This window comes from Microbacterium sp. (assembly GCF_047605725.1).
GTDB lineage: Bacteria > Actinomycetota > Actinomycetes > Actinomycetales > Microbacteriaceae > Microbacterium.
Window position 1 is genome coordinate 20,272 of the sequence record NZ_JASGFE010000009.1, and the last position, 15,028, is coordinate 35,299.

A 15,028-nucleotide genomic window follows, 5' to 3' on the forward strand; every position below is an offset into this window, starting at 1 on the left:
AAAGTCAGCGACCCCATGCGCAGCGTCGCGCGTCAGGCTCGCCCGGCGGTCACCACCTTCGGCGAGCGCTTGACGCCGCGCTCCACCCGAGCCGCGAGGTAGCTGAGCGCGAGGCACATCGCGACGTAGATCGTGCCGGCGATGAGTGCCGAGGGGATCAGCGGCGAGCCGAAGTTCGCGTTGGACCCGAGGAGCTTGGCCGTGTAGAGCAGCTCGGGGTAGGTGATGATGAACCCGAGCGCGGTGTCCTTCAGGGTCACGACGAGCTGGGAGATGATCACCGGCATCATGGCGCGGATCGCCTGCGGCAGCAGGATCAGCCGCAGGACGCCCGATTTGCGCAGGCCGATCGCGAAGCCCGCCTCGCGCTGTCCGCGCGGCAGCGACTCGACGCCGGCACGGATGACCTCGGCCAGCACCGAGCCGTTGTAGGCGACGAGCGCGATCACGACAGCCCAGTAGCTCGGCATCTTGATGCCGATGACCGGCAGCCCGTAGTACAGCAGCAGCATGAAGACGAGGACGGGCACGGCGCGCAGCAGCTCGACGATCGCACCGAAGACGCCGCGCACCCACGCGTGATCGGAGAGGCGCCCGATCGCGAGCGCGAACCCGAGCGCGACCGCGCCGACCGCGGCGGCAGCGAACGCCGTGACCGTCGCGAGCGTCGCCTCACCGAGCAGCAGCCAGACCCGCGTGTAGCTGAAGATCTCCCACTTGCGGGCGGAGAACTGTCCGGTCACGGCGAATCGCCAGACGACGAACCCGAGGATGCCGACGACCACGAGCACCGTGACGATGCCGAGCACGCGATTGCGGGCACGCGCGCGGGGCCCGGGGACGTCGTACAGGACCGAGCTCATCGCGCCACCCGCCACTTCTTCTCCATCGCGCGCTGCAGCCACGCCAGGAGCAGGACCATGACGACGAACACCACCATCACGAGGAGGATCGTGACGAGCTGGTTCTCGCCCTGCTCGCTCATGTTGGCCCGGATGTTGCCGAGGTTCACGACCGAGAAGCCGGAGGCGACCGTCGTGTTCTTCAGGAGCGCGATGAGCACGCTCATCATCGGCGGGATCACCGAGCGCGCCGCCTGCGGCAGCACGACGTAGGCCATCACCTGCCCGAAGCTCAGCCCGAGGGCCCGGGCGGCCTCTGCTTGCCCGACCGGGACGGTGTTGATGCCGGAGCGGAGCGTCTCGGCGACATAGGTCGCCGTGTAGACGCCGAGCCCGATGATCGCGAGCAGGAGGAAGCTGCCGCGCGGCACCTTGACCAGCAACGGCACCGCGAACGCGAAGAAGAACAGCACGAGCGTCAGCGGCGTGTTGCGGATCCAGTTCACGTACGCGGTGCCCACGGCCCTGGCGACCGGGATCGGCGAGACCCGCATGGCCCCGATCAGAAAGCCCAGCACCAGAGCCAGCGCCCCGCCCGCGAAGAACAGGATCAGAGTGCCCGTCAGTGCCTCACGCCAGAGGTCCGGGTAGTCGATGATCTGGTTCACCGTGCTCCTTCCGGCCAGACCTGACGGGGCGGCGCGTGCCGCCGCCCCGTCGAGCTCAGCCGACCGGGTCGACCTCTGGCTGAGTGCCTTCGACGCCCGCGGCCCCGAGGTTCTTCTCGAAGATCGCCGTCCAGATGTCGCCGCCGTCGGTGAGCATCGTGTTCACGAACTCCACGAACGCGGTGTCGTCCTTCTTGATGCCGATGCCGTAGCGCTCCTCGCTGAACGGCTCGCCGACGACCTTGAGGTTGTCGGGGTCCTGTGCCGCGTAGCCGATCAGGATCGCCTCGTCGGTGGTCACGGCATCGACCTGTCCGTTCTTGAGCTGATCGACGCACTCGGAGTACTTGCTCAGCTCGACCGGCTCGGCCTCGGTCTCGGTCTTGATCCGCTCGATCGAGGTCGACCCGGTCACCGAGCACACGACGGTGTCGGCGGTGAGGTCGTCCTTGCCGGTGATGTCGGAGTCCGCCGCGACGAGCAGGCCCTGACCGGTGACGAAGTAGGGACCGGCGAAGGAGATCTGCTCCTTGCGCTTGTCGGTGATCGAGTAGGTGCCGACGTAGTAGTCGATGTCGCCGTTGATGATCGACTGCTCACGGTTCGCGGAGTCGATCGCGGTGAACTCGATGTCCTCCTCGTCGTAGCCGAGCGATGCCGCGACCCAGCGCGCGATGTCGACGTCGAAGCCGCTGCGCTCGCCGGTGGTCGGGTCGAGATAACCGAGGTTCGGCTGGTCCTCCTTGACGCCGACCTTCACCGTGCCGCGCTCGGTGATCGCGGCGACGGTGGGGCTGTCCGCGACCTCGGGCTTGGGGTCGGCGACCGTGAACCACACCGTCTCCTCGTCGGGGGCGACCACGCTGGTCTCCGCCCCGGGGGTGCCGCTGTTGCAGCCGGTGAGGGCGACGGCCGCGGCGGCGGCCAGGCTCAGGGCGGCGATGAGTCTCGTCTTACGCATGTCGTGTCTCCTTCGTGTCGTGCGACGGTTCAGTGGGTGATGAGCTTGGAGAGGAAGTCCTTCGCGCGGCTGCTCCTCGGGTTCGTGAAGAACTCGTCGGGCGTGGCCTCTTCGACGATCTGCCCGTCCGCCATGAAGACGACCCGGTCGGCCGCCTTGCGCGCGAAGCCCATCTCGTGGGTGACGACGATCATCGTCATGCCCTCCTGGGCGAGGCCCACCATGACGTCGAGCACCTCGTTGATCATCTCCGGGTCGAGGGCGCTGGTCGGCTCGTCGAAGAGCATGACCTTCGGGTCCATGGCGAGAGCGCGCGCGATCGCGACGCGCTGCTGCTGGCCTCCGGACAGCTGCGCGGGGAGCTTGGCGGCCTGCTGGCCGACCCCGACGCGGTCGAGGAGCGCCTTTGCGCGGGTCTCGGCATCCGCTCTGCTGAGCTTTCGGACCTTGATCGGCCCCAGCGTGACGTTGTCGAGGATCGTGAGGTGCGAGAAGAGGTTGAACGACTGGAACACCATGCCGACGTCCGCGCGCAGGGCGGCCAGCGCCCTGCCTTCCTCGGGGAGCTTCTTTCCGTCGATCGTGATCGTGCCGCTCGTGATCGTCTCCAGGCGGTTGATCGTGCGGCACAGGGTCGACTTGCCCGATCCCGACGGGCCGATGACCACGACGACCTCACCGCGGTTCACGGTGAGGTCGATGTCTTTGAGCGCCTGGAAGTCGCCGTAGTGCTTCTGCACGTCGGTGATCACGACGAGGGGGTCGCCGCGGCGCACGGAGATGCCGGACGGCTCCGGCCTCGGGTCGTTGTCGGCGGTCGTCATGGCGCCAGCCTAAGCACATCCGGCCGCTTCCGGCCGCGGCGGGGAACGACCTTTACCGTTCTGTAACAGGACGTGAACCGAACCGCGCCGCGCCGTCAGAGGTCGCCGGCCGGAGCCGGCGACGAGACCGCGCGCTGGGCGAAGGCGGTCTCATAGAGGCAGACGCTCGCCGCGGTGGCGAGGTTGAGCGACTCGGCGGCGCCGTAGATCGGCAGCCGCAGCGCGACGTCGGCCAGCGCGAGCGCCGCGGCGTCGAGGCCGCGCGCCTCATTGCCGAACAGCCACGCCGTGGGCTCGGCGAGCATGCCGCGCTGCGCGAGGAAGTCCTCTCCGCCGACGTCGGCGGCCACGACCCGCAGCCCGGCACCGTGGGCGCGTTCGACCGTCGCGGCGAGGTCGGCGCCGACGGCGACCGGCACGTGAAAGAGCGAGCCCGTCGAGGCGCGCACCACCTTCGGGTTGTACGGGTCGACGGTGCGGCCGGTGAGCACGACCGCGTCGGCGCCCGCCGCGTCGGCGGCGCGGATGATCGTGCCGAGGTTTCCCGGGTCGCGCACCTCCTCGCAGATCGCGACCAGGCGCGGGGCGGCGGCGAACACCTCGCGCAGCGAGGTCGGCGACTGGCGGGCGACCGCGACGATCCCCTGCGGAGTGACCGTGTCGGCCATCGCGGCGAGCACCGCCTCGGTCGTGAAGACGACCTCGACGCCGGCCGCGGCGGCCGCGCCACGCACGTCGGGGTGCCGGTCGGCCGCGGTGGGCGTCGCGAACAGCTCGACGACCGTGTCGGGGCGATGGCCGAGGATCTCCCGCGCGGCCTGCGGCCCCTCCAGCAGGAAGAGCCCGCTCTCCTGCCGCGCGCTTCGCTTGGCGAGCCTGGCGACGCCGCGCACCCGCGGAGAGCGTGGGTTCTCAAGCACGGTCTCATCCTAGGGTCGCGGCGACGGCGCGCACGACGCACGCGAAAGGGGCGCCCTCCGCAGAGGACGCCCCTTCGACGACGGATGCCGCGAACTTACGCCTTCGGCGCGTTCACGTCGGCCGGCAGCGCCTTCTTGGCCGTCTCGACGAGCGAGGCGAACGCGGCCGGCTCGTTCACGGCGAGCTCGGCGAGCATGCGGCGGTCCACCTGCACGCCGGCAAGACCCAGGCCCTGCATGAAGCGGTTGTAGGTGAGGCCGTTCTGACGGCTCGCCGCATTGATGCGCTGGATCCACAGGCGACGGAAGTCGCCCTTGCGCTTGCGGCGGTCGCGGTACGCGTAGACGAGCGAGTGGGTGACCTGCTCCTTCGCCTTGCGGTACAGGCGCGAACGCTGCCCGCGGTAACCGGACGCGCGCTCGAGGATGACGCGACGCTTCTTGTGGGCGTTGACAGCCCGCTTGACTCTAGCCATTTCGTTTCGTTCCTATTCCTGCGTCGGCGCGCGTCAGCGGCCGAGGAGCTTCTTGGCGACCTTGGCGTCGCCCGGGGCCAGCACCTGCTCCTGCGAGAGGCGGCGGGTGCGGCGGGTGGGCTTGCCCTCGAAGTTGTGGCGGAGGTTCGCCTGCTGCTTCATGAGCTTGCCGCTCCCGGTGACCTTGAAGCGCTTCTTGGCACCCGAGTGGGTCTTCTGCTTCGGCATATTCGTTTCCTTCGTTGTGTGTCCCGCGGGGCGGGAGTCTGCGGGCGCTACTCGGCGGAACCGGCGGCGCGGGCCTGACGGGCGGCTTCCTTGTTGGCCGCGCGGGCGGCGTTCTGCTCCGTCTTGACCTCGGACTTGTTGCGGTGCGGGGCGACCACCATCACCATGTTGCGGCCGTCGATCGTCGGGTTGGACTCGACGGTGCCGAACTCGGCGACATCCTCGGCGAACTTGCGCAGCAGCCGCACGCCCTGCTCGGGACGGGACTGCTCTCGGCCGCGGAACAGGATCATCGCCTTGACCTTGTCGCCGGAGCGGAGGAACCCCTCGGCGCGCTTGAGCTTGGTGGTGTAGTCGTGCGCCTCGATCTTCAGGCGGAAGCGGACCTCCTTGAGGACCGTGTTGGCCTGGTTGCGCCGGGCCTCCTTGGCCTTCTGCGCCGCCTCGTACTTGAACTTGCCGTAGTCCATGATCTTGACCACGGGGGGCTTCGAGTTGGGCGCCACCTCGACCAGGTCGAGGTCGGCGTCCTGCGCGAGACGCAGGGCGACTTCGATGCGAACGACGCCCACCTGCTCTCCGTTGGGGCCGACGAGTCGGACCTCGGGGACGCGGATGCGCTCGTTGGTGCGGGGATCGCTGATGCGGGACTCCTGTTCGTGGGGGTGTCGGCCACCGTGACGCCGGGTCACGGGCGGAAGATCGTCACGCCCACCGCGCACGCTGCAGACGCGTGCTGCTGCATCAGAACCGATCCGGACGAGCGGTCCGGAGCGCAGATGCGGTGACCCGGTAGCCTGGAGCGGCAAGCGCGGGTGGGATCGTGATCCTCTTTCGATCCGGAATGCTCCGGAGCCCGCAGAAGTCTAGCAGAAGGCACCACGTGGACACGATTCCGCAGGCTCGGGACGACGACGCGGATGCCGCGCGCCGCGCACGCTGGGAGGAGCAGGAGCGCGCCGCGGCCGCCGCGACCCGCGATATCGCCGACGTGCCCGCCGTCGAGGTCATCACCACGACCGCGGTGCACCTGCTCAGCGCCGCGGCGGTGAAGGTCGGGCTCGCCGACGACCCGGCGACCCAGACCGACCTCGACGAGGCGCGCAAGCTCATCAACGCCCTCGCGGGCCTGGTCACCGCGGGCGCCCCGGAGATCAGCGACCTGCATGCGCGGTCCCTGCGCGACGGACTGCGCTCGCTCCAGCTGGCCTTCCGCGAGGCATCCGTCATCGCCGACCCGATCGGACGCGGCCCCGGCGAGAAGTGGACCGGCCCGGTCACCTGAGCGCCATCGGTCCTTCCCCCTCCGTTCGCTTGTCCTGGATGTACGCCGGAACGCCGCTTCGGCGTACATCCAGGGCAAGTGAACAGGGCGGCGGGGTGAGCGGCCGGGAGCGCGGGGCGTCAGGCGCGGCGCAGCTGCACCGTGAGGGAGTCCACCAGCACCGCGATGCGGTCGTCGGCCGCCCAGCGCGACGCGAGACGCTGCAGCACCGCGTCGAGCTCGGCGCGGTCGAGCCCGTCCATCAGGTCCAGCCGCACGACCAGCTCCGGGCCGCGCAGCCGCGCCTCGGGGTCGCCGGCCGCGACCGACAGGTCGAGCACCGCGAGCTCGACGCCGATGCTCTCCTGAAGCGCCGTGAACACCTCCGGCGACCGGTCGGCCGGCTCCCACGGCTCCCCCTGCCCGATCGCCCACACGGCGGGGCGGCGCAGCACGAACTCCGTCGCCGAGCCGGGGTCGATCACGACGAGGTCGGTGTCGTCGGATGCCGCCGCCAGCGCCGTGCGGACGCCGTCGGCCGGCACGGGCCGGGCTTTCGGGTCCCACACGGCCATGGTCGCCACCGACGTGAACACCGGCAGCACCCGCCGTCCGTCGGGCCCGGCCACCGTCACGATCGACAGCTCCTGGGTCTTGTCGACCCGCAGGCCCGTCGGTCCGACGCCCACGTCGCCCTTCTCGGCCACGAGCGGGATCAGCAGACGCGCGGCGCGGTACGCGTCCACGACGGCGACGGCATCGCCCTCGCCCGCCCGGAACGCGATGAGCGCGGCCAGCAGTGCCGGGTCGGCAGACCCGTCGTCGGCCGAGTGCGGGTTCTCCTCGAACCGCCGTCCCTCCCAGGGGATCCCCGCGGAGTCGGTGTGACAGGACTCGTCAGCTGCCCGCGACATCCAGCGCCTCGGCCAGCGTGAACGCGCCGGCATACAGCGCCTTGCCGACGATCGCGCCCTCGACCCCGAGCGGGACGAGCTCGCGCAGCGCCGCGATGTCGTCCAGGCTCGCGATGCCGCCCGAGGCGATCACCGGCTTCGGCGTGCGCTGGGTCACCTCGCGGAGGAGATCGAGGTTCGGGCCCTTCAGCATCCCGTCCTTGGTCACGTCGGTCACGACGTAACGGCTGCAGCCGGCGCCCTCGAGCCGGTCGAGCACCTGCCACAGGTCGCCGCCCTCGCGGGTCCACCCGCGGGCGGCGAGGGTCGTGCCGCGCACGTCGAGACCGACCGCGATCGCCTCGCCGTAGCGGCCGATGACATCGGCGGCCCATTCCGGGTTCTCCAGCGCGGCCGTGCCGAGGTTGATGCGCGTCGCTCCGCTTTCCAGCGCCGCCTCCAGGCTCGCGTCGTCGCGGATGCCGCCGGACAGCTCCACCTGCACGCCGCGCAGGCTCTTGATGACCTTGCGCAGGATGGGCGCGTTGCTGCCGCGTCCGAAGGCGGCGTCGAGGTCGACCAGGTGCACCCACGACGCGCCCTGGCGCGCCCACGCGAGCGCCGCGTCGACCGGGTCGCCGTAGCTGGTCTCGGTGCCCGCGGCACCCTGGGTGAGTCGCACGGCCTTGCCGCCGGCCACATCGACCGCGGGCAGCAGCGTCAGCGCGGGAGTGGACGCGAAGTCGTTCATGTGATCCTTCTGCGAGGCGTCGCGGGGCGTGCCCCGGGTACGGGCACGAGAACCGAGAGTAGCCCGCCCGAGCCCGCGGTTCAAAGTGGCGCCGCGCCGGGACAGGCCGGAAGGCGGTGACCGCTAGAGCGTCGCGATCCAGTTGGCGAGCAGGCGGATGCCGGCCTCGCCGGACTTCTCGGGATGGAACTGCGTCGCCGACAGAGGCCCGTTCTCCACCGCGGCCAGGAACGGGCTGCCATAGTCGCACCAGGTGAGCACGGGCGGCGTGAACGGGCGCTCGACCTGAAGCGACCAGGTCTGCGCCCCGAAGGAGTGCACGAAGTAGAAGCGCTCGTCCTCGATGCCGCGGAACAGCTCCGAGCCCTCGCCTGCGCGCACGGTGTCCCAGCCGATGTGCGGGAGCACCGGGGCGTCGAGCTCGGTGACCACGCCCGGCCACTGCCCCATGCCCTCGGTGTCGGCGTCGCGCTCGACGCCGCGGCCGAACAGCACCTGCATGCCGACGCAGATCCCGAGCACCGGGCGCCCCCCGGCCAGGCGCCGCTCGATCGCCTCGTCGCCGCGCTGGGCGCGCAGCGCCTCCATCACCGCCCGGAAGGCTCCGACACCGGGCACGACCAGGCCCGCGGCATCGTGGATCAGACCGCGATCGGCCGTCAGCCGCGCATCGGCGCCGGCGGCGATCAGCGCCTTGACCGCGGAGTGGACGTTTCCCGAGCCGTAGTCGAGGACGGCGACCAGCGGCGCATCCGTCACAGGGCGCCCTTCGTGCTGGGGATGCCGTGGACCTGCGGGTCGAGCGCCTTGGCCTGGCGGAACGCGCGGGCGAACGCCTTGTACTCGGCCTCGGCGATGTGGTGCGGGTCGCGCCCGCCCAGGAGCATGACGTGCACGGTGAGCGCCCCGTTGAAGGCGATCGCCTCGAACGTGTGGCGTACGAGCGACCCGGTGAAGTGCCCGCCGATGAGGTGGTGCTCGAAGCCGGTCGGCTCGCCGGTGTGCACGAGGTAGGGCCGCCCGCTGATGTCGACGACGGCCTGCGCGAGCGCCTCGTCCAGCGGCACGAGCGCGTCGCCGTAGCGCGAGATGCCGGCCTTGTCGCCGAGCGCCTGACGCATCGCCTGGCCGAGCACGATCGCGACGTCCTCGACGGTGTGGTGCGCGTCGATGTCGGTGTCGCCGGAGGCGCGCACGGTGAGGTCGGTGAGCGAGTGCTTCGCGAACGCGGTGAGCAGGTGGTCGAAGAAGGGCACCGTGGTGTCGATGCGGCTCTGGCCGGTGCCGTCGAGGTCGACGGTCAGCTCGACGGTGGACTCGCTCGTCGCGCGACGCAGCGACGCGGTGCGGGAACCGGGGGTGCTCATGCCGCCGATCCTACCGAGGCCAGGGCGTCGAGGAACGCGGTGGTCTCCTCCTCGGTGCCCGCCGTGACCCGCAGGCTGTGCGCGATGCCGACGTCGCGGATCAGCACGCCGCGGTCGTACAGCGCCTGCCACGTCGCGGCGGGGTCGTCGACGCCGGCGAAGAGCACGAAGTTCGTCCAGCTCTCGTACGGCTGGTAGCCGAGTGCGTCGAGGGTCGCCGAGATGCGATCGCGTTGCGCGACGATCTCGTCCACCATGGCCAGCATCGTGCCGCTGTGCCGCAGGGCGGCGGAGGCGGCCGCCTGCGTCAGCGCGCTGAGGTGGTAGGGCAGGCGCACGAGCCGCAGCGCGTCGATCACGGCGGGCGCGGCGGCCAGGTAGCCCACGCGGGCGCCGGCGAAGGCGAACGCCTTGCTCATCGTGCGCGACACGACGAGCCGCTCGCGGCCGGGAAGGAGCGTGAGCGCCGAGCGCTCCTCGCGCGGGGCGAACTCCTGGTAGGCCTCGTCGACGATCACGACCCCGTCGGTCGCGTCGTAGACGGCCTCGATCACGTCGAGTCCGAGCGGCGTGCCGGTCGGGTTGTTCGGCGCGCACAGGAAGACGACGTCGGGGGCGGATGCCTCGACCTGGGCGGCGGCATCCGCCGCGGTGAGCGTGTAGTCGGGGTCGCGCTCGCCGGCGATGTACCGCGCACCGGTGCCCCGGGTCAGCAGCGGATACATCGAGTAGGTCGGCGCGAACCCGAACGCGGTCCGGCCGGGCCCCGCGAAGGCCTGCAGCAGGTGCTGCAGCACCTCGTTCGAGCCGTTCCCCGCCCAGATCTCGTCGCGGGTGAGCCCGTGGCCGAGATAGTCCGCGAAGCCCTCCCGGAGCGCGGTGAACTCACGATCCGGGTAGCGGTTGACATCGCGCAGCGCCCGGGCGACGCTGTCGAGGATGTCGTCGGCGACCTCTTCCGGCACCGGATGCGTGTTCTCGTTCACATTGAGCGCCACCGGCAGGGCCGCCTGCGGTGCTCCGTACGGGGTGAGACCGCGCAGGTCGTCGCGAAGCGGGAGGTCGTCGAGGGTCGTGCTCACCCCTCCCATGCTAGGCGCCGGCTCGTGCGACGCGCCCGCCCCGCGCTGCGGCACCCGCTCGTACGACGCGACCCACCCGCCCCGCCGCGCCCGCCCGGTGGCCGCGCGCCGAGCCTGCGTTCGTTCACCGCGTGTACTCGTGCGGGATCGCGAGCGACTGGCCGACGTCGAGGGCGGAGGTGGTCAGCCCGTTCAGGCGCATGACGGCATCCACCACGTCGCGCGGGTCTTCGCCCGGGGCGATGGTCTCGGCGATCGACCACAGCGAGTCGCCCGGCAGGACGGACACTGTCGCGAACTCCGGCTCGGGCGTCGCCCGCTCGTCGGATGCCAGCGCGCCGCCCCCCGACACGATCGCGACGCTGAGCGCGACCACGGCGGGGATGGATGCCGCGGCGGCCAGCACGCGGCGGCCGCGGACAGTCAGCCGCAGGCGGGTAACGGGGGCGTAGACCCCGGCGATGTCGATGGTGCTCATGGCTCCTCCTCAGGAGATGGCGGGAGCTTCGTACCGTAGCCCGCGATCGGGGTCCGGCATCCGAAGCTCGTTTCCGAAGCTATCTTCGATCTCGTAGACTGTCAAGAGGCGATCGAATAGGAGATGAATCGAAGGCGACACGCGCCCGCTTCCACCCCACGGCATCCGGGAACGGATACCGTTTCGATGAGGACACCTCACCACCGACCTCCGACATTCGAAGATCGACCCCTTCCGCGAGGAAGAGAAGGAGAACGACCATGAGCGAGAAGCCCCGCACCCGGCGGCGCAAGAGCCTGAGCGACAAGCAGCTCGCGATCCTCGAGGTGATCCAGCGATCGATCGCCCGGCACGGCTATCCGCCGAGCATGCGCGAGATCGGCGACGCCGTCGGGCTGAAGTCGCTCTCCAGCGTCACGCACCAGCTCAACCAGCTCGAGCTCAGCGGCTACCTCCGCCGCGACGCGGGCAAGACGCGCGCGATGGAGGTGCTGATCGACCTGCCCGGCAGCGCCGCGGAGAACCCCGACGAGGTCCACCCGTCCCTGGGCGACGCCGCCCTGGTCCCGCTCGTGGGCCGTATCGCCGCGGGCGTGCCCATCACCGCCGACCAGCAGGTCGAGGAGGTCTTCCCGCTCCCCCGGCGCCTGGTCGGCAAGGGCGACCTGTTCATGCTCAAGGTCAGCGGCGAGTCGATGATCGACGCCGCCATCTGCGACGGCGACTGGGTCGTCGTGCGCGCGCAGTCGACCGCGGACAACGGCGACATCGTCGCGGCCATGCTCGACGGCGAGGCGACCGTCAAGACCTTCCGTCAGCGCGACGGCCACACGTGGCTGCTGCCGCGCAACAGCGCGTTCGAGCCGATCCTGGGCGACGAGGCCACCGTGCTCGGCAAGGTCGTCGCGGTCCTGCGCGCCGTGTGACGCGGCCCGGCCGCGCTAGGCGGAGACCTTCTCGCGGATCGTCTTCGTCGCCTCGATGATGTTTCGCAGGGACGCCACGGTCTCGTCGTAGCCGCGCGTCTTCAGCCCGCAGTCGGGATTGACCCAGACCTGGCGCAGCGGCAGCTCGGTGGCGGCGCGGTCGAGGAGTTCAGCGACCTCGTCGACCGACGGCACGCGCGGCGAGTGGATGTCGTAGACGCCCGGGCCCACGCCATGCGAGAAGCCCGACGACGCGATGTCCCCGATGACCTCTCCGCGGCTGCGGGCCGCCTCGATCGAGGTGACGTCGGCATCCAGCGCCGCGATCGCGTCGATCACGACGTCGAACTCCGAGTAGCACAGGTGCGTGTGCACCTGCGTCCGGTCGGCGGCCCCCGCCGTCGCGAGGCGGAACGACCCGACCGACCACTCCAGGTACGCGGGCTGGTCGGCGCGCTTGAGCGGCAGGAGCTCGCGCAGCGCGGGCTCGTCCACCTGGATGACGCCGATGCCGGCGGACTCCAGGTCGGCGATCTCGTCGCGCAGGGCCAGCGCGACCTGGTTCGCGGTCTCGCCCAGCGGCTGGTCGTCGCGCACGAACGACCACGCGAGGATCGTCACAGGGCCGGTGAGCATGCCCTTGACCGGCTTGTCGGTGAGGGACTGCGCGTACGTCGACCAGGCGACCGTGATCGGCGCGGGCCGCGAGACGTCGCCCCACAGGATCGACGGGCGCGTCGCACGCGAGCCGTAGGACTGCACCCAGCCGTTGACCGTCACGGCGAATCCGTCGAGGTTCTCGGCGAAGTACTGCACCATGTCGTTGCGCTCGGGCTCTCCGTGCACGAGGACATCGAGGCCGAGCTCCTCCTGCAGGTCGATGACGCGGTGGATCTCGTCGCGCAGGAACCCCTCGTACTCGTCGGTGGTGAGCTCTCCCCTGCCGTGACGCGCGCGGGCACGGCGGATGTCGCCGGTCTGCGGGAACGAGCCGATCGTGGTGGTGGGAAGCACCGGCAGGTGCAGCGCGGCATCCTGCGCCGCCACGCGCGCGTCGTAGTCGCCGCGGTCGAAGTCCGACGCGGTGAGGGCCGCCGCGCGCTCCCGCACCGCGCCGTCGCGCACGCCGGGGGCGCTCCGGCGGTCGGCGAGGGCGGCGGATGCCGCGGCCACCTCGTCGGCGATCGCGTCGGCGCCGGCTGCGAGGCCGCGAGCGAGAGTGACCACCTGCTGCGTCTTCTGGTCGGCGAACGCGAGCCACGAGACCAGCCGGGGGTCGAGGTCGGGCTCGTCGGCCACGTCGTGCGGCACGTGCTGCAGCGAGGTCGAGGTTCCCGCGGCCACCGCCGCCGCACCCAGCTCTCGCAGCGCCTCGAGCCTCGCCCACGCGGCGGCGAGGTCGCCGCGCCAGATGTTGCGGCCGTCGATCACGCCGCCGACGAGCGTCTTGGTGTCAAGGCCCGCCGTCGCTGTCGGCACCGAACCGCGGGCCAGGTCGATGGCGATGGCCTCGACGCCGGAGGCGGCGAGCACGCGCCAGGCTTCCGCCGAGAGCTGCGCGTAGCCGGCGGCCACGAGGATCGCGGGGCGCTCGGGCGCCGCCGACAGCACCGCGTACGCGCGCTCGGCCGCCGCGGCCAGCTCCGCGTCGTCGTGGCCGAGCGACTGGCTCACGAGCGCCGACTCGTCCAGCTGCACCCACTCGGCGCCCGCGGCCCGCAGCGCCGCGAGCAGCTCGACGTACACCGGCAGCACGTCGTCCAGCCGGCCGAGCGGCGAGAAGCCGTCCGGGGCACCGTCCGTGGCCTTCGACAGCGCGAGGAGGGTCACCGGGCCGACGACCACGGGCCGGGTCGTGAAGCCCTGCGCCCTCGCCTCGGCGACCTGCGCCGCGAAACGGTCGCTCGCCGGCGAGAACACCGTCTCGGGGCCGATCTCGGGCACCAGGTAGTGGTAGTTCGTGTCGAACCACTTGGTCATCTCCAGCGGGGCGTCCTCGCCCTCGCCGCGCGCGGCCGTGAAATATGCCGACAGCGGAATGGAGCCGTCCGGGTTCCGCAGCCGCTCGAAGCGCTCCGGCAGAGCCCCGACCGCGACGGCGGTGTCGAGCACCTGGTCGTAGTACGAGAACGACTCCGGAATCGACGAGTCGTCGCGGCCGAGACCCAGTTCGGCGAGCCGCTCGCGCGTGGCGGCGCGCAGGCTCGCAGCGGCCTCTTCGAGCGCCGCCTCGTCGAGCCGTCCGGCCCAGTGCGCCTCGACGGCGCGCTTGAGCTCGCGGCGGCGTCCGATGCGCGGGTAGCCGAGAATGGTGCCGGCGGGGAAGGCGGGGGTCGAGACGGTCATCGTGCGTTCTCCTTCTGCGGGATGAGGATGCCGGCCTCGCGAAGCGTCGCGAGAACCGTGTCGTGGTTGTTGAAGGCGTAGAGGTGCACGCCGGGCGCACCGCCGGCGACGACGTCGCGAGCGAGGCGGGCGGCGTGGGCGATGCCCACCTCGCGCTGGCCCTCCGGGGTCGGCTCCACGTCGAGGGCGACCGCCAGCTCGGCGGGGAGGGACTCGCCGGTCAGCTCCAGGACGCGCGGCAGCCGGGCCCGGGAGGTGATGGGCATGATGCCGGGAAGGATCGGAATGGTCACGCCCGCCGCACGCGCCCGATCCACGAACGCGAGGTAGACGTCGGCGTGGAAGAACAGCTGCGTGATCGCCAGCGTCGCCCCCGCCGCCTGCTTGGCCAGCAGCGCGTCGAGGTGCTCGGACGAGTGCCTCGAGCGCGGATGCCCGTTGGGGAATGCGGCGACCGCGACCTGCACGTGACGGCGTGGCTCGACGCGCGCCGCACCCGGCAGCCCCGGGATGCTCGCCTCCGTGTAGGGGGCGCGCTCGGCCTGCACGCGGTCGATCAGCTGCACCAGCTGTGCGGCGCTCTCCAGGTCGCCCAGGAACGGCTCGTCCTCGTCGACGCCGGCGGGCGGGTCGCCGCGCAGGGCCAGGAAGCTCGTGATGCCGGCATCCAGGAACTCGCGGATGAGCGCAGCGGCACCGGCGTACGTGTTGCCGACGCAGGTGAGGTGCGCGAGCGGCTCGACCGCGGTCGTCGCCCTGATGTGGCGCAGCACTTCGAGCGAGCGGCCGCCGGTGGAGCCGCCGGCGCCGTAGGTGACCGAGATGAAGCGCGGCGCCACCTCGGCGAGGCGGCGGATCGTCTCGTGCAGCTGCGGCAGCCGGTCGGTCGAGCGCGGCGGATACAGCTCGAACGAGAACGGGACGACCCCCGCGCTGCTCGCGTTCTCCTCCGGCATGTACGGGCTCTCGGGTCAGGTGCGCGGGGCGGGCCGACGGCCGCGC

The 15,028-nt window shown here is 71.4% G+C and carries 18 protein-coding genes; 2 read left to right on the forward strand and 16 right to left on the reverse strand.

Features of this window, described 5'->3' with window-relative positions; translation table 11 throughout:
* Nucleotides 1-32: 32 nt before the first annotated feature.
* The 8 genes from QM641_RS03300 to infC all read right to left on the reverse strand — a co-directional run bounded on the left by QM641_RS03300 (nt 33) and on the right by infC (nt 5,611).
* Complete coding sequence (locus tag QM641_RS03300; RefSeq protein ID WP_415113408.1) at nt 33-863, reverse strand: amino acid ABC transporter permease; 831 nt, start codon at nt 861-863, stop codon at nt 33-35.
* Complete coding sequence (locus QM641_RS03305; RefSeq protein ID WP_415113410.1) at nt 860-1,510, reverse strand: amino acid ABC transporter permease; 651 nt, start codon at nt 1,508-1,510, stop codon at nt 860-862. The genes QM641_RS03300 and QM641_RS03305 overlap by 4 nt, the downstream gene beginning before the upstream one ends.
* A 55-nt stretch (nt 1,511-1,565) precedes the next feature.
* A complete protein-coding gene (locus tag QM641_RS03310; protein WP_415113412.1) occupies nt 1,566-2,471 on the reverse strand; it encodes a glutamate ABC transporter substrate-binding protein in 906 nt (301 codons plus the stop codon).
* 29 nt (nt 2,472-2,500) lie between these two features.
* Nucleotides 2,501-3,295 (reverse strand): amino acid ABC transporter ATP-binding protein, encoded by a 795-nt coding sequence (locus QM641_RS03315; RefSeq protein ID WP_415113414.1) that lies wholly within the window; start codon nt 3,293-3,295, stop codon nt 2,501-2,503.
* A 95-nt stretch (nt 3,296-3,390) separates the two neighbouring features.
* Nucleotides 3,391-4,215 carry a TrmH family RNA methyltransferase gene (locus tag QM641_RS03320; protein WP_415113416.1) on the reverse strand — a complete coding sequence of 275 codons (825 nt, stop codon included), beginning with the start codon at nt 4,213-4,215 and terminating at the stop codon, nt 3,391-3,393.
* A 95-nt stretch (nt 4,216-4,310) separates the two neighbouring features.
* The gene (rplT, locus tag QM641_RS03325; protein ID WP_415113418.1) at nt 4,311-4,691 is read right to left on the reverse strand and encodes a 50S ribosomal protein L20; all 381 of its coding nucleotides are present in this window, start codon (nt 4,689-4,691) and stop codon (nt 4,311-4,313) included.
* Between the two features lie 33 nt (nt 4,692-4,724).
* Entirely contained in the window at nt 4,725-4,919 is a 195-nt protein-coding gene (rpmI, locus tag QM641_RS03330; protein WP_159844935.1) for a 50S ribosomal protein L35, read from the reverse strand.
* A gap of 47 nt (nt 4,920-4,966) precedes the next feature.
* Nucleotides 4,967-5,611, reverse strand: a complete 645-nt coding sequence (infC, locus tag QM641_RS03335) for a translation initiation factor IF-3 (RefSeq protein ID WP_415113421.1) — start codon at nt 5,609-5,611, stop codon at nt 4,967-4,969.
* Nucleotides 5,612-5,802: 191 nt separating this feature from the next.
* On the opposite strand from infC, the gene QM641_RS03340 reads away from it, so the two are divergent.
* Complete coding sequence (locus tag QM641_RS03340; RefSeq protein ID WP_415113423.1) at nt 5,803-6,204, forward strand: DUF1844 domain-containing protein; 402 nt, start codon at nt 5,803-5,805, stop codon at nt 6,202-6,204.
* Nucleotides 6,205-6,323: 119 nt separating this feature from the next.
* Here QM641_RS03340 and QM641_RS03345 read toward each other — a convergent pair whose 3' ends face one another.
* From QM641_RS03345 to QM641_RS03370, 6 genes are all read right to left on the reverse strand, one after another.
* Nucleotides 6,324-7,097: an SseB family protein gene (locus QM641_RS03345; protein ID WP_415113425.1), complete on the reverse strand. Its 774-nt coding sequence runs from the start codon at nt 7,095-7,097 to the stop codon at nt 6,324-6,326.
* Entirely contained in the window at nt 7,081-7,827 is a 747-nt protein-coding gene (gene priA / locus QM641_RS03350) for a bifunctional 1-(5-phosphoribosyl)-5-((5-phosphoribosylamino)methylideneamino)imidazole-4-carboxamide isomerase/phosphoribosylanthranilate isomerase PriA (protein WP_415113427.1), read from the reverse strand. Before priA ends, QM641_RS03345 begins: the two co-directional genes overlap by 17 nt.
* Before the next feature lie 123 nt (nt 7,828-7,950).
* Nucleotides 7,951-8,586: an imidazole glycerol phosphate synthase subunit HisH gene (gene hisH, locus QM641_RS03355; protein ID WP_415113429.1), complete on the reverse strand. Its 636-nt coding sequence runs from the start codon at nt 8,584-8,586 to the stop codon at nt 7,951-7,953.
* Nucleotides 8,583-9,194: an imidazoleglycerol-phosphate dehydratase HisB gene (gene hisB / locus QM641_RS03360; protein WP_415113431.1), complete on the reverse strand. Its 612-nt coding sequence runs from the start codon at nt 9,192-9,194 to the stop codon at nt 8,583-8,585. The genes hisH and hisB overlap by 4 nt, the downstream gene beginning before the upstream one ends.
* Entirely contained in the window at nt 9,191-10,285 is a 1,095-nt protein-coding gene (locus tag QM641_RS03365; protein ID WP_415113433.1) for a histidinol-phosphate transaminase, read from the reverse strand. Before QM641_RS03365 ends, hisB begins: the two co-directional genes overlap by 4 nt.
* A gap of 115 nt (nt 10,286-10,400) precedes the next feature.
* A complete protein-coding gene (locus QM641_RS03370) occupies nt 10,401-10,754 on the reverse strand; it encodes a LysM peptidoglycan-binding domain-containing protein (protein ID WP_415113435.1) in 354 nt (117 codons plus the stop codon).
* A gap of 260 nt (nt 10,755-11,014) precedes the next feature.
* Between QM641_RS03370 and lexA the strand changes: the two genes are divergently transcribed.
* Entirely contained in the window at nt 11,015-11,680 is a 666-nt protein-coding gene (gene lexA, locus QM641_RS03375) for a transcriptional repressor LexA (protein ID WP_415113437.1), read from the forward strand.
* Nucleotides 11,681-11,695: 15 nt separating this feature from the next.
* On the opposite strand, the gene metE is transcribed toward lexA, so the two are convergent.
* Entirely contained in the window at nt 11,696-14,026 is a 2,331-nt protein-coding gene (metE, locus tag QM641_RS03380) for a 5-methyltetrahydropteroyltriglutamate--homocysteine S-methyltransferase (RefSeq protein ID WP_415113439.1), read from the reverse strand.
* Entirely contained in the window at nt 14,023-14,982 is a 960-nt protein-coding gene (locus QM641_RS03385; RefSeq protein WP_415113441.1) for a methylenetetrahydrofolate reductase, read from the reverse strand. The genes metE and QM641_RS03385 overlap by 4 nt, the downstream gene beginning before the upstream one ends.
* Nucleotides 14,983-15,028 lie beyond the last annotated feature (46 nt).